The sequence below is a fragment of the Oceanimonas sp. AH20CE76 genome, assembly GCF_039654065.1.
Lineage (GTDB): Bacteria > Pseudomonadota > Gammaproteobacteria > Enterobacterales > Aeromonadaceae > Oceanimonas > Oceanimonas smirnovii.
The window spans coordinates 2,239,660-2,253,108 of the sequence record NZ_CP155481.1; the positions used below are offsets into that span (position 1 = coordinate 2,239,660).

Annotated in this window: 13 protein-coding genes and 1 pseudogene; 6 read left to right on the forward strand and 8 right to left on the reverse strand. The window is 56.2% G+C overall.

Annotated elements, in window-relative coordinates; all coding sequences use genetic code 11:
* Window positions 1-24: 24 nt before the first annotated feature.
* From rseP to rpsB, 8 genes are all read right to left on the reverse strand, one after another.
* On the reverse strand, window positions 25-1,374 hold the full coding sequence (gene rseP, locus N2M06_RS10895; protein ID WP_317075245.1) for a sigma E protease regulator RseP: 1,350 nt from the start codon (window positions 1,372-1,374) through the stop codon (window positions 25-27).
* Window positions 1,371-2,564 carry a 1-deoxy-D-xylulose-5-phosphate reductoisomerase gene (gene ispC, locus N2M06_RS10900; protein ID WP_346350765.1) on the reverse strand — a complete coding sequence of 398 codons (1,194 nt, stop codon included), beginning with the start codon at window positions 2,562-2,564 and terminating at the stop codon, window positions 1,371-1,373. The genes rseP and ispC overlap by 4 nt, the downstream gene beginning before the upstream one ends.
* Window positions 2,564-3,418 carry a phosphatidate cytidylyltransferase gene (locus tag N2M06_RS10905; RefSeq protein WP_346350766.1) on the reverse strand — a complete coding sequence of 285 codons (855 nt, stop codon included), beginning with the start codon at window positions 3,416-3,418 and terminating at the stop codon, window positions 2,564-2,566. Before N2M06_RS10905 ends, ispC begins: the two co-directional genes overlap by 1 nt.
* A 102-nt stretch (window positions 3,419-3,520) precedes the next feature.
* Entirely contained in the window at window positions 3,521-4,285 is a 765-nt protein-coding gene (gene uppS / locus N2M06_RS10910; protein WP_346350767.1) for a polyprenyl diphosphate synthase, read from the reverse strand.
* Between the two features lie 72 nt (window positions 4,286-4,357).
* The gene (gene frr, locus N2M06_RS10915; RefSeq protein ID WP_346350768.1) at window positions 4,358-4,915 is read right to left on the reverse strand and encodes a ribosome recycling factor; all 558 of its coding nucleotides are present in this window, start codon (window positions 4,913-4,915) and stop codon (window positions 4,358-4,360) included.
* Between the two features lie 129 nt (window positions 4,916-5,044).
* Window positions 5,045-5,776 (reverse strand): UMP kinase, encoded by a 732-nt coding sequence (pyrH, locus tag N2M06_RS10920; RefSeq protein ID WP_014293058.1) that lies wholly within the window; start codon window positions 5,774-5,776, stop codon window positions 5,045-5,047.
* 72 nt (window positions 5,777-5,848) lie between these two features.
* Window positions 5,849-6,727 carry a translation elongation factor Ts gene (gene tsf / locus N2M06_RS10925; protein WP_019934221.1) on the reverse strand — a complete coding sequence of 293 codons (879 nt, stop codon included), beginning with the start codon at window positions 6,725-6,727 and terminating at the stop codon, window positions 5,849-5,851.
* Window positions 6,728-6,830: 103 nt separating this feature from the next.
* Entirely contained in the window at window positions 6,831-7,556 is a 726-nt protein-coding gene (gene rpsB / locus N2M06_RS10930; RefSeq protein WP_019934222.1) for a 30S ribosomal protein S2, read from the reverse strand.
* A gap of 283 nt (window positions 7,557-7,839) precedes the next feature.
* Here rpsB and map point away from each other — a divergent pair, with 283 nt between their 5' ends.
* The 6 genes and pseudogenes from map to purB all read left to right on the forward strand — a co-directional run bounded on the left by map (window position 7,840) and on the right by purB (window position 13,286).
* Window positions 7,840-8,625, forward strand: coding sequence for a type I methionyl aminopeptidase (gene map, locus N2M06_RS10935; protein ID WP_346350769.1), 786 nt, complete (start codon window positions 7,840-7,842; stop codon window positions 8,623-8,625).
* Window positions 8,626-8,966: 341 nt separating this feature from the next.
* Window positions 8,967-9,566, forward strand: a pseudogene (locus N2M06_RS10940) (pseudouridine synthase); the annotation flags it as partial.
* 2 nt (window positions 9,567-9,568) lie between these two features.
* On the forward strand, window positions 9,569-10,015 hold the full coding sequence (locus N2M06_RS10945; protein ID WP_346350770.1) for an NUDIX hydrolase: 447 nt from the start codon (window positions 9,569-9,571) through the stop codon (window positions 10,013-10,015).
* Between the two features lie 138 nt (window positions 10,016-10,153).
* A complete protein-coding gene (gene mnmA, locus N2M06_RS10950) occupies window positions 10,154-11,260 on the forward strand; it encodes a tRNA 2-thiouridine(34) synthase MnmA (protein WP_346350771.1) in 1,107 nt (368 codons plus the stop codon).
* Window positions 11,257-11,880 (forward strand): high frequency lysogenization protein HflD, encoded by a 624-nt coding sequence (hflD, locus tag N2M06_RS10955; protein WP_346350772.1) that lies wholly within the window; start codon window positions 11,257-11,259, stop codon window positions 11,878-11,880. The genes mnmA and hflD overlap by 4 nt, the downstream gene beginning before the upstream one ends.
* A gap of 35 nt (window positions 11,881-11,915) precedes the next feature.
* The gene (gene purB / locus N2M06_RS10960) at window positions 11,916-13,286 is read left to right on the forward strand and encodes an adenylosuccinate lyase (protein WP_019934228.1); all 1,371 of its coding nucleotides are present in this window, start codon (window positions 11,916-11,918) and stop codon (window positions 13,284-13,286) included.
* The last annotated feature ends 163 nt before the right edge of the window (window positions 13,287-13,449 follow it).

Here is a 13,449-nt window from a genome sequence, read left to right on the forward strand (position 1 = left end):
GACGTTGTCCTTGTGTCTTGCCGCTCACAGGCGACCAATATCGTTAAACAGTGCCAGCCCCATCAGTAACACCAACAGAGCCGCTCCAATTCTGAAACCCAGTTCCTGTATTTTCTCCGGTACCGGTCGTCCGGTTACCGCTTCCACCATATAAAACAGCAGGTGGCCGCCGTCGAGTACCGGTAACGGCAGCAAATTGATAATGCCGAGGTTAACACTGACCAGCGCCATAAAGCTCAGAAAGTACACCAGACCAAAACCGGCACTGGCACCGGCACCTTTGGCGATGGAGATGGGCCCGCTCAGGTTATCCACCGAGACAATGCCGGTCAGCAGCTTGCCAATCATGTTAAACGTCAGCACCGTCAGCTCCCAGGTCCGCTCCATGCCATGCCATGCCGCTTCCAGCGGTCCGTAGGTCAGCTCAAAGCGATAGCGTTCGTCTACAGGCAGCACAGCAGGTGCCAGCCCGACATAGCCCACGGCCTGGCGGTTGGTCTCACGCAGCGCCGGGGTCAGTGTCAGGTCGAGCCTCTGACCATCACGCAGTACCACAAGTTCCATCGGTTGTTCAGGAGAAGACTGCACCAGTGCCACAAAGTGATTCCAGTCGCGCAGTATTTCACCATTTGCCTGTGTTATCTGGTCACCGGACTGTAACCCTGCCTGTTCACCGGCTCCATCCGCCATGACCTGTTCAAGCGTAAGGGTGGCAACAGGGCCTTCGGGCATCAGCCCCAGCGCAGTAATGGGCGACTCACTGTCAGGATCAAACTGCCAGCGGGCAAGCGGCACCGCCAGTTGCTGCTGACGTCCGCTGTCGTTTTGTACCGTGATGACGGTTTGCTCAGCACCAATGCTGCCGATAAGGGAGAAATTGACGTCTTCCCAGGTCAGAATGTCGTTGCCGTTAATGGCGGTAATTTGCATGCCCGGCTGAACACCGGCCACCGCCGCCGGAGATTCAGGAACCACATCACGTACTACCGGCTTGACCGAGGGCACACCAATCAGAAACATCAGCCAGAAGGCAAACACAGCAAACAGAAAGTTGGCCATGGGACCGGCTACCACAATCGCCATTCGTGCCCATACCGACTTATTGTTGAACGCCTGATCAGCCAACTCAGGCGGCACCTCATCCACGCGGCCGTCAAGCATTTTGACATAGCCCCCCAGGGGGATCATGGCCACCACATATTCAGTGCCATCGCGGCCGGTTCTGCGCCAGATGGGCTTGCCAAAACCGATGGAAAACCGCTCTACTTTTACGCCATTGCGCCGGGCCACCCAGAAGTGACCATATTCATGCACCGCTACCAGTATGCCCAGGGCAACGATAAAGGCACCCAGATTCCATAATATTCCGGTCATGTGTGTGTCCTGATAAGTTGTACAGCCAGCCGGCGCGCTTCTTCATCCAGCGCCAGTATATCTTCCAGTATTACCGCTCTGGTGGTACCCAGCTGCTCTGTGACTTTGCGGTTAATATCAGCGATGGTCATAAAGCCAATGTCTTGATTCAAAAACGCGGCTACCGCCACTTCGTTGGCGGCATTCAGTGCCGTCGTGGCTCCCTGCCCTTGTGCACAGGCGTCCATCGCCAGCTCAAGGCAGGGGTAACGGGCCATATCCGGTGCCATAAAACTGAGCTCACCCAGCCGGGTAAAATCCAGCGGTGCCACACCCGACTCCATTCGCTCGGGCCAGGCCAGCGCATGGGCAATAGGTGTCATCATATCCGGCTGTCCAAGCTGGGCCAAGACGGAACCGTCCGAGTACTGCACCATGGAATGAATGACCGACTGCGGATGAACCAGTACTTCAATCTGCTCTGGTGCCGCGTTAAAGAGCCAGCGGGCCTCTATATATTCCAGGCCCTTGTTCATCATGGTGGCGGAATCAACGGAAATTTTAGGCCCCATGGACCAGTTGGGGTGGTTTATTGCCTGTGCCGGCGTAACAGCGGTGAGCTCACTGACCGGAGTATAACGAAACGGACCGCCGGAGCCGGTCAGGAGTAGTTTGCTGATGCCGGCGTGATTCAGGCACCCCCGGCCGGGATTGCGCTGCAGCGCCTCGGGCAGACACTGAAAAATGGCATTATGCTCACTGTCTACCGGCAGCAGCTCGGCATGACTTTGGTGCACGGCGTCAATAAACAGCTCGCCGCTCATGACCAGAGCTTCTTTATTGGCCAGCAGTACCCGCTTGCCCGCCTGCACTGCCGCCAGTGTCGGCAACAAACCGGCCGCTCCCACTATGGCCGCCATTACCACCGTCACCTCGGCATCATCCGCTACCCGGCACAGCGCTTCAGTGCCTTCCAGGACGGTTGTGGTACTGCCGCTTTGTGCCAGCATCTGGCGCAACTGTGCAGCCGCAGCCGGTACGGCCATCACCGCATAACGGGGTGAAAATTCCAGGCAGTCGGCCAGCATTTGTGGTAGCTGCTGACAAGCCGTCAGCGCAAAAACAGAAAATTGCTCGGGATGGCGGCGCACCACAGACAGGGTGCTCTGGCCGATGGAGCCTGTGGCCCCCAGTATGGTCAGCTGTTGCATCAGCCCTGCCCTGCCAGTTGATAGACCACCACAAACACCGGCAGTGCTGCCGTCAGGCTGTCGATGCGGTCCATAATGCCGCCATGGCCGGGCAGAATGCTGCCGGAGTCTTTTATGCCGGCTTCCCGTTTGAACATGCTTTCAACCAGATCCCCCAGCACGGACGCCAGCACCGCCACTACAGATGCCAGCAACACAGCCGTGCGCTGCGCACTGCTCAGGTCAATGGCATAAGTAACCGCCAGCGCCAGCAAACAGGCCGCAAGAACACCACCAAGCATGCCTTCAATGGTCTTACCCGGGCTGACCCGCGGGCACAGCTTGTGTTTGCCAAAGGCTTTGCCGGCAAAGTAGGCACCAGTGTCGGCAGCCCATACCAGCGCCATCACAAACAGCAGCAGCCAGGCACCGTAGTGGGCGTCCTGCTCATACTGATAACTGCGCAGCACCAGCAGCGACCAGAAAAACGGCACCAGACTGAGCAGGGCAAACAGCGCTTTAAGCCAGGGCCGGTTTTGCCAGAGACCACGGCTTTGGGGGTAACGCAATACCAGAGGCAGGGCCACCAGCCACCAGAGTGCACCGGCCGTCAGCACAATGCCAATCCAGGGATGCAGGCCATTGGCCCAGATATGCTCAATGGGCACTGCAGCCATCAGTGCCACCAGTACCAAAGCCAGAAATACCATGACGACATTAGACTTTCCGGCATCAATAAAACGCCCCCACTCTCTTCCTGCCAGCAGATAAACCACAGTGGCAAAAAGAGCAAAAAACGGCAGGGGCAGTAAAAAAACTGCCCCCAGCACCACAGGGATCAGGCACAGGGCCGTAATAATACGAAGCTTTAGCAAGAGGTATCCTCGTTCTTATTTGTTATCCGCTCAGTGTTAGTTCTGTCGGCCTCTTTTATTGTGGCTGCCGGTCAGGCTGATCCGCTGAGGCCGGACCTGCGCTCAGGCCTTTTGTGCCAGCAACTCCCTGATCTGAGCACCGGTACAGCCAAAACGCCGCTCCCGACTAACAAAAGCAGCAATGGCCTCGCTGAAGGCATCTTCCCCAAAGTCCGGCCACAACACAGGAGTGAAGTAAAACTCGGCATAGGCCAGCTGCCACAGCAAAAAGTTGCTGATACGCTGCTCACCACCGGTACGGATCAACAGATCGACAGGAGCAAGCTCTGCCATCTGTATATGCTTGTCCAGCTGCTCCTCGGTAATGTCTTCCGCCTTCAGCTCGCCACCCGCTACCTGCTCTGCAAGCAGGCGGGCCGCCTGAGTAATATCCCAGCGGCCACCATAATTGGCAGCAATATTAAGAGTAAGACCGGTATTGTTGGCGGTAAGACGCTCTGCATCGTCAATTTTGCGCTGCAGGTGAGGAGCAAAGGCGCTGCGATCGCCGATAATGCGCAGCCGAATATTATTGTGATGCAGCTTGCGTACTTCCGAGCCCAGCACGGCAATAAACAGGCTCATTAAAGCGCTGACTTCCTCTTCCGGCCGGCGCCAGTTTTCACTGGAAAAGGCGAACAGGGTCAGGGCATCAAGGCCAAGTTTATAGCCGAAAGTGACCGCTGCCCGCACCGACTTGACGCCGGCCTTATGACCGGACACTCTGAACTTGCCTCTTTGCTCGGCCCAGCGGCCGTTGCCGTCCATAATAATGGCCACATGGCGAGGTAAACGCGCGTCATTATTCGGTGCTGCCGTAGCTGGCATAATCACTCCTGCACAAAAACAAACGCCGCGCAGGCAGCTACGCGGCGTCGGCTACTATACCTGATGTAACTATCAGATTTCCATTAACTCTTTCTCTTTGGCAGCCAGTGCATCGTCTACCTGCTTGATAAAAGTATCGGTGATTTTCTGAACATCATCCTGACCACGACGCTCGTCGTCTTCAGAGATTTCCTTGTCTTTCAGCAACGCTTTAAGGCTGTTATTGGCATCGCGACGAATATTGCGAATAGCCACACGGCCCAGTTCGGCTTCATTGCGCACTACCTTGATCAGATCCTTGCGGCGCTCTTCGGTCAGCGGCGGCAGCGGAATGCGGATCATGGCACCGGCGCTGGACGGGTTCAGGCCCAGATCAGACATCATGATGGCCTTCTCAACAGCCTGAATCATGGAGCGGTCAAACACGGTCACTGCCAGGGTGCGGGAATCTTCGGTAGTGATGTTGGCCAGCTGATTCAACGGCGTGGAAGCACCGTAGTAATCCACATGAATGGTGTCGAGCAGGCTGGGGTGAGCACGACCGGTGCGCACCTTGTTCATCTGGGATTTCAGCGCTTCGACGCTTTTTTCCATGCGGGTCTTGGCGTCGGTTTTAATGTCGTTTATCACGGTCGTTATCCTTTTTTGTGAGTGAGGGGTGAGGGGTCAGGCGTGAAGCGAAAGACGCAAACCCACCAGCAATGGCTGTCGGGTTCGTGTTTTATTCCTCACTCTTCTCCCCTTACTCCTTACAAAATATCAAAGCTTGTTACTGATCAGAGTGCCTTCGGTTTCACCCATAACAGCACGACGCAGCGCGCCCGGCTTATTCATGTTAAATACACGAATAGGCAGGTTATGGTCCCGTGCCAGCGTAAAGGCAGCCAGGTCCATGACCTTAAGCTCACGGTCGAGCACATCATCATAACCCAGATGATGGTACAGCTCGGCATCGGGATTTTTGACCGGATCCTCACTGAACACACCGTCTACCTTGGTGGCCTTGAGCACCACATCGGCTTCAATTTCAATACCGCGCAGGCAAGCGGCAGAGTCGGTGGTAAAGAAGGGGTTGCCGGTGCCGGCAGAGAAGATCACTACCCGGCCCTTGCGCAGCAGACTGATGGCATCGGCCCAGTTGTAGCTGTCGCACACGCCTTCAAGGGTAATGGCAGACATCAGACGGGCATTCACATAAGCACGGTGCAAAGCATCGCGCATGGCCAGACCATTCATCACGGTGGCCAACATACCCATGTGGTCGCCCACCACGCGGTTCATGCCCGCTTTGGCCAGGCCCGCACCACGGAACAGGTTACCGCCGCCAATCACCAGGCCGACCTGAACACCCAGCTCAACCAGTTCCTTGATTTCCTGAGCCATACGCTCCAGTACGGCAGGATCAATGCCAAAGCCTTCTTCACCCTGCAGGGCTTCGCCGCTGAGCTTGAGAAGAATGCGTCTGTATGCGGGTTTCGGATTGGTACTCATGCTTTCTATTCCTGGTCATAGAAAGACCGCGACGGAATGTCGCGGTCTGAATAGCATTAAAAAAGCAGGGAATTAACCCTTGGAAGCGGCGATCTGAGCCTGAACTTCGGCAGCGAAGTCTTCTTCTTTACGCTCGATGCCTTCACCCACTTCAAAGCGGATAAAGCCCTGAGCGTCGGCACCTTTCTGCTTGAGCAGGTCGCCAACAGAAACAGACGGATCCTTAACAAAAGGCTGGCCGGTCAGAGAGATCTCACCGGTGAATTTCTTCATGCGGCCTTCAACCATTTTCTCGGCAATTTCTTTCGGCTTGCCGGAGTTAACAGCGATTTCAACCTGAATTTCGCGCTCTTTGGCAACCACTTCTTCAGAAACGTCTTCGGGCTTGACGAACTGCGGGCTGGAAGCAGCCACGTGCATGGCCACGTCTTTGGCCAGCTCTTCGTCGCCACCCTGCAGGTTGGCGATAACGCCGATGCGGGTGCCGTGCAGATAAGTCACTACATTGTCGCCTTCTACCAGAGCAACACGGCGCAGGCTCATGTTCTCACCGATCTTGGCGATCAGGTTGGTCAGGGCGGTTTCAACGGTTTCGCCGTTGGCCAGAGTGGCGGCTTTCAGAGTGTCTACGTCGCCAATCTTGTTGGCCAGGGCCAGCTCAACAATCTGATCACCCAGAGCTAGGAAGCTGGCATCTTTGGCAACAAAGTCGGTTTCGCTGTTCATTTCTACCAGTACGGCTACATTGCCGGCCTGACGGGCCAGAATGATACCTTCGGCAGCAATGCGGCCGGCTTTTTTGGCGGCTTTGGCCTGGCCGGATTTACGCATGTCTTCAATGGCCTGCTCGATATCACCATTGGCTTCGATCAGGGCTTTTTTACAATCCATCATGCCGGCGCCAGTGCGCTCGCGGAGTTCTTTTACCAGGGCGGCGGTAATGTTTGCCATTCGTAATGTCCTCGGTCTTGTTAAGAAAACAGGGGCACATGGCCCCTGTTAACCTATCACTTGCGTATGGTTAATAAAGGCGTGAGCAAATGCTCAGTCTTTATTATTCTTCTACGACGTAGTTGTCTTCGGCTTGTACGGCCAGATCTTGCGCGCGGGCAGCGTTAACGGCGTCGGCAGCAGCGTTCAGATACAGCTGAACGGCGCGGATGGCGTCATCGTTACCGGGAATGATGTAGTCAACGCTGTCCGGGTTGGAGTTGGTGTCTACAACAGAAACCACAGGGATGCCCAGGTTATTGGCTTCCTTGATAGCGATGTGCTCGTGATCGGCGTCGATAACGAACAGTACGTCGGGCAGACCGCCCATGTCCTTGATACCACCCAGGGACTTCTCAAGCTTTTCCATTTCACGAGTACGCATCAGCGCCTCTTTCTTGGTCAGCTTTTCAAAAGTACCGTCCTGAGCCTGCGCTTCCAGGTCTTTCAGGCGGTTGATGGACTGACGCACGGTTTTCCAGTTGGTCAGCATACCGCCCAGCCAGCGATGGTTCACATAGAACTGATCGCAGTTGGTAGCGGCTTCTTTAACGGCTTCAGAAGCTGCGCGCTTGGTACCAACAAACAGGATTTTACCTTTCTTGGAGGCCACGTTACCCAGGTAGTTCAGCGCATCGTTGAACAGGGGAACGGTTTTTTCCAGGTTGATGATGTGAACCCGGTTGCTGGCGCCGAAAATGTAAGGCTTCATCTTGGGGTTCCAGAAACGGGTCTGGTGACCGAAGTGAACGCCGGCTTTCAGCATGTCGCGCATTGATACTTGTGCCATGATTTCCTCAAATATGTATTGGGTTAGGCCTCCACACATCCCATGACTCCGACCCGAAGGCACCCTGGAGCATGTGCCGATGTGTGTGTGTGTTAAAAAAGTGAATGTGGTTGCAATGCTGATTTTGATCAAACCTGCATCACGGCGCGCTTTATACCACAATTGCATGCTCCGCACCAGCATGAGCGCTGATTTCGGTGCTGGAAGTTAGCCGCCGGCAAGGGTACACTTTTGGCCCTTTCACGGGTACGCCCGCCTAACGCCGCCAGTAACAGAGACGAATATGAGCATAGTCATAAAAACCCCGGAAGAAATAGAAAAAATGCGCGTGGCCGGCCGCTTGGCCGCGGAAGTGCTGGAAATGATCGAGCCTTACATCAAGCCCGGCGTCACCACCGACGAACTCAATCAAATCTGTCACGATTATATTGTGAATGAGCAACAGGCCATTCCGGCACCACTGAACTATCATGGCTTTCCCAAATCCATCTGCACCTCGGTAAATCATGTGATCTGCCACGGTATTCCCTCAGACAAAAAGCTGAAAGACGGTGATATTCTGAATATCGACATTACCGTGATCAAAGACGGCTATCACGGTGATACCTCCAAAATGTTTACCGTGGGCAAGCCCAGCATTATGGCCGAGCGCCTGTGCCGGGTAACCCAGGAATGCATGGAAATAGGCATTAAAATGGTGAAGGACGGGGTACACCTGGGTGACATCGGTGCCGCCATTCAGAAGCATGCCGAGGCCCACAACTATTCGGTAGTGCGGGAATACTGCGGCCACGGCATTGGTGCCGAGTTTCATGAAGAGCCTCAGGTATTGCATTACGGCAAGCCTGGCACCGGTGAGGTGCTGAAGGCCGGCATGTGCCTGACCATTGAACCCATGATTAACGTGGGCAAACGCCACAGCAAGATGCTGGCCGACGGCTGGACAGTGGTGACCAAGGACCGCAGCCTGTCGGCCCAGTATGAGCACACCATTCTGGTGACCGACACCGGCTGCGAAGTACTGACCCTGCGCAAGGACGATACTCTGCCGCGGATCATCACCGCCTGACCACAATACGAAGCAGCAGCGCGGTTGCGCTCCGCCAACACGCTTCGGTGGATGCCACTCACCAGTAAAGCCTGCTGCGAACATTCACTGGATGTTCGGTCAGGCTTTACTGATTCGTCACGGCGAGTAAGCTCGCCCCATGGACGCTCGGCAAATGCATCTGCCCGCCAAGGATGGCGGAAATGCCGAAAATGCAGGAGCAACTTTTCGGCCATGACATTTGACGGTCGGCTACGGCAATCCCCGCTGCTGCTTCGTGAAATATTGGTGTCGCTTGTTGGAATAACAGCCAACATTTTCCAACTCCCTGCTCCCCATTCCCTATTCCCTGAATCACTCCCATGAAACCCAAGTCTATACGCCCCCCTGCCCGCCGCCCCCGCAAGCCGGCACCGAAACAGCCCTCGGGCCCGCCGGTGACTTTATTGCTGAACAAGCCTTATATGGTGCTGTGCCAGTTTACCGACGGCAACGGTCGCGAGACCCTGGCCGATTACGTGGACGTACCCGGTGTGTATGCCGCCGGCCGGCTGGATCGCGACAGCGAGGGCCTGCTGGTGCTGACCAACGACGGCGCGCTCAATGCCCGCCTGACCCAGCCCGGGCGCAAGACCGCCAAAACCTATTGGGTACAGGTGGAAGGTGACCCCAGCGAAGCCGATCTCGATAAGCTGCGCCAGGGCGTTACGCTGAAGGACGGCCCCACCCTGCCGGCACAAGTCAGGCGCATGGACGAGCCGGCGATCTGGCCGCGCAACCCGCCCATTCGCGAACGTAAAAATATTCCCGCCACCTGGCTGGAGATAAAAATTACCGAGGGGCGCAACCGCCAGGTACGGCGCATGACCGCCCATATCGGCTTCCCTACCTTGCGGCTGATACGCTACGCCGTGGGCAACTGGACCCTGGACAGCCTGCAACCCGGACAATGGAGAAAAGTTTGATGAGTCATGCGGTAACCCTGGCGGTAATAGTGCGCGCCGGTGAACGTTTTTTAATGGTGGAAGAATGGCAGCAGGGCCAAGTGATGTTCAATCAGCCCGCCGGCCATCTGGAACCCGGTGAAAACCTGCTGGACGGTGCCAGGCGCGAGCTGCTGGAAGAGACAGGTCTGGACTTGCCCCTGGAGCAAGCGGTGGGCGTATACCAGTACACGGCACCGGACAACGGCAAGCACTTTGTGCGTTTTACCTTCTGCACCGAAGTGGCCGAGCCACTGCCAACAAACCCGCAGGACCCCGACGGTGACATTATTCGCTGCCACTGGCTGACGCTGGCTGAAATTGAAGCCCTCGGCAAACAATTGCGCAGCCCGCTGATTTTGGCCTCTCTGCAGGATTACCTGGCGGGAGAGCGGTTTCCAATCTCGGCGCTTAAAGGCTGGGACTAGGGACTGGGGATTAGGGAGTCGACTCCCTATCCACCATTCCCCAGTCCCTATTCCCTGCTCCCTCAAAGAAAGCTCCCTCCCCCTCACGGCATTTGTCTGGTAAAATAGCGCCCGTTTTGCAATCGGGTAATGGGCGTTATGAGCGATAACAGTCAGGTTAAAGTGATTGTCGGCATGTCCGGCGGTGTGGATTCTTCCGTTTCAGCCTATCTGCTGCAACAGCAGGGCTATCAGGTGGAAGGCCTGTTCATGAAAAACTGGGAAGAAGACGACACCGACGAATACTGCTCTGCGGCAGAAGATCTGCGCGATGCTCAGGCGGTGTGTGACAAGCTCGGCATTGAACTGCACACCATCAACTTTGCCGCCGAATACTGGGACAATGTGTTCGAGCACTTTCTGGCGGAATACAAGGCCGGCCGCACCCCCAACCCCGATATCCTTTGCAATAAAGAAATCAAGTTCAAGGCGTTTCTGGAATTTGCCGCCGAGGATCTGGGGGCCGATTACATTGCCACCGGTCACTATGTGCGCCGCAGCTTTGACGATGAGCCCAGACTGCTGCGCGGCATTGACGGCAACAAGGATCAGAGTTACTTCCTTTACACTCTGAGTTCTCAGCAGGTAGCCAAAAGCCTGTTTCCGGTGGGCGAGCTGGAAAAGCCCGAGGTGCGCCGCATTGCCGAGCAGCTGGAGCTGGTCACCGCCAAGAAAAAAGACTCCACCGGCATCTGCTTTATCGGCGAGCGCAAGTTTACCGACTTTCTGGCCCGCTACCTGCCCGCTCAGCCGGGCAATATTGAAACCGTAAACGGCGAGGTGATTGGCCAGCATCAGGGCCTGATGTATCACACCCTTGGCCAGCGCAAGGGGCTTGGCATCGGCGGTCTGAAAAACGCCGGTGATGAGCCCTGGTACGTAGTGGACAAGGAAGTGGAGCGCAATGTGCTGGTGGTGGCTCAGGGAGATCATCCACGGCTCTATTCCGACGGACTGATTGCCCGTCAGCTGCACTGGGTGGATCGTCAGCCCCTTACCGCCCCCCTGCGCTGCACGGTAAAAACCCGTTACCGCCAGACCGACATTCCCTGCACCATTGAGCCGTTAGACGCCGACACCATTCGCGTGACCTTTGATGAGCCTCAGGCCGCAGTCACCCCGGGTCAGTCTGCGGTGTTCTACAAGGGTGAGGTATGCCTTGGCGGCGGCATTATTGAAACCCGTTTCAACAAGGATCAAGCGTGAGTCATAGTCTGGAAAATCAAACCCTGGCCTTTGCCGGCATCTGTCAGGCCGCACGTCTGGTGCAACAAGTGGCCCGAGAGGGCAGAATTGATGACAAGGATGTGCTGGCCACGACCCTGAACAGCATTCTGGTGACCGACGCCGAGCAGTCGGCCGATATTTATGGCGGCCATGAAAACCTGCGTCTTGGCTATCAGACCCTGATTGAACAGCTGAACGGCGACAGCAGCAAAAAAGATGCCGAGCTCACCCGTTATCTGGTGGGTGTGGTGGCGCTGGAACGCAAACTGGCCAAGCGGCGGGATCTGATGTCGATGCTGGGTGAGCGCATCAGCCAGGTCAAGCGCCAGCTGCATCACTTTGACCTGCTCGACGAGCAGGTGCTGGCCAACCTGGCCGGCATTTACAGCGATATTGTCAGCCCCATCGGCCCGCGTATTCAGGTGGCGGGCAACCCCAGCCACCTGCAACAGCCCATGGTACAGCACCAAATTCGTGCCCTGCTGCTGGCGGGCATTCGCAGTGCCGTGCTGTGGCGGCAACTGGGCGGCAAGCGCCGGCATATTCTGTTTTCCCGCAAGCGGCTGGTGGCTCAGGCCCAGGCAGTATTGCGTTATTAATCTTTTTACCCCCCAACCTTCAGGAGTTTCAGTTGATGGAATTGTCAGCATTAACGGCCATTTCCCCGGTCGATGGCCGTTACGGCAGCAAAACCGAGGCGCTACGCGCCATTTTTTCCGAATTTGGTCTGTTGCGTTTTCGCGTGGAAGTGGAAGTGCGCTGGCTGCAGGCGCTGGCGGCCGAGCCGGCCATTGCCGAAGTGCCCGCCTTCTCTGATGAAGCCAACGCCCTGCTTGACGCCATCGTGGCCAACTTCAATGAAGCTGACGGTCAGCGCATCAAGGACATTGAGCGCACCACCAACCACGACGTAAAAGCCGTGGAATACTTTCTGAAGGAAAAAGTAGAAACCCTGCCCGAGCTGGCTGCGGTGAGCGAGTTTATTCACTTTGCCTGCACCAGTGAAGACATCAACAACAACGCCCATGCCCTGATGCTGAGAGCCGGCCGCGATGATGTGGTAGTGCCTTATTGCCAGCAGCTGGTGGATGAAGTGAAGCGCCTCGCCGCTTTGTATCGTGATCTGCCCATGCTGAGCCGCACACATGGTCAGCCCGCCTCCCCCACCACTCTGGGTAAGGAAATGGCCAACGTGGCCTACCGCCTGGAGCGCCAGCTCAAGCAAATCAAGAGTATTGAACTGCTGGCCAAGATCAATGGTGCCGTGGGCAACTATAACGCGCATATCTCCGCCTATCCGGAAGTGGACTGGCACGCTTTTTCTGAAAAGTACGTGACTGGTCTGGGTCTGACCTGGAATCCCTACACCACCCAGATTGAACCCCACGACTACATTGCCGAGCTGTTTGATGCGGTCGCCCGTTTCAATACCATACTGCTCGACTTTGACCGGGACGTATGGGGTTATATCTCTGTGGGTTACTTCAAGCAGAAAACCGTGGCCGGCGAAATCGGCTCCAGCACCATGCCCCACAAGGTTAACCCCATCGACTTTGAAAACTCCGAGGGTAACCTGGGGCTGGCCAATGCCATCTTCAACCACCTGGCTGCCAAGCTGCCGGTGTCCCGCTGGCAGCGGGACCTCACCGACAGTACCGTGCTGCGTAACCTGGGTGTGGCCGTAGGCTACTCATTGATTGCCTATCAGGCCACCCTGAAGGGCATCAGCAAGCTGGAAGCCAACCCGGATGCCCTGGCCGCCGATCTGGATCAGAACTGGGAAGTGCTGGCCGAGCCGGTGCAGACCGTCATGCGCCGCTACGGTATTGAAAAGCCCTACGAGAAGCTGAAAGAGCTGACCCGTGGCAAGCGGGTAGACGGTGCCGGCATGCGCGCCTTTATCGACACCCTGGAACTGCCCGAGTCCGTTAAGGATGAACTCAAGCAACTGACTCCCGCAAACTATATCGGCCGCGCGGTTAAACTGACTGACGAGCTGAAGTAATACTCAAACAGGACGAAGCAAGCCTGCTTCGTCCTGCTTCACAAATTTGCTTTGCTGCTTTGGTGGCAGCTTGCGGCAGACCACAAAACGCTCACTCCCCCTTCGCTTTCCTTTCGTTGATGTTATTAACATATGCTCCGGACTTAATGAGGAGCAACGGTGC

Excerpts from the sequence above, each read along its gene's own strand:
- ispC (WP_346350765.1), bottom strand. The coding sequence starts at position 2,564 with ATGCAACAGCTGACCATACTGGGGGCCACAGGCTCCATCGGCCAGAGC.
- rpsB (WP_019934222.1), bottom strand. The coding sequence starts at position 7,556 with ATGGCACAAGTATCAATGCGCGACATGCTGAAAGCCGGCGTTCACTTC.
- map (WP_346350769.1), top strand. The coding sequence starts at position 7,840 with ATGAGCATAGTCATAAAAACCCCGGAAGAAATAGAAAAAATGCGCGTG.
- rseP (WP_317075245.1), bottom strand. The coding sequence starts at position 1,374 with ATGACCGGAATATTATGGAATCTGGGTGCCTTTATCGTTGCCCTGGGC.
- purB (WP_019934228.1), top strand. The coding sequence starts at position 11,916 with ATGGAATTGTCAGCATTAACGGCCATTTCCCCGGTCGATGGCCGTTAC.
- pyrH (WP_014293058.1), bottom strand. The coding sequence starts at position 5,776 with ATGAGTACCAATCCGAAACCCGCATACAGACGCATTCTTCTCAAGCTC.
- mnmA (WP_346350771.1), top strand. The coding sequence starts at position 10,154 with ATGAGCGATAACAGTCAGGTTAAAGTGATTGTCGGCATGTCCGGCGGT.
- N2M06_RS10945 (WP_346350770.1), top strand. The coding sequence starts at position 9,569 with ATGAGTCATGCGGTAACCCTGGCGGTAATAGTGCGCGCCGGTGAACGT.
- tsf (WP_019934221.1), bottom strand. The coding sequence starts at position 6,727 with ATGGCAAACATTACCGCCGCCCTGGTAAAAGAACTCCGCGAGCGCACT.
- uppS (WP_346350767.1), bottom strand. The coding sequence starts at position 4,285 with ATGCCAGCTACGGCAGCACCGAATAATGACGCGCGTTTACCTCGCCAT.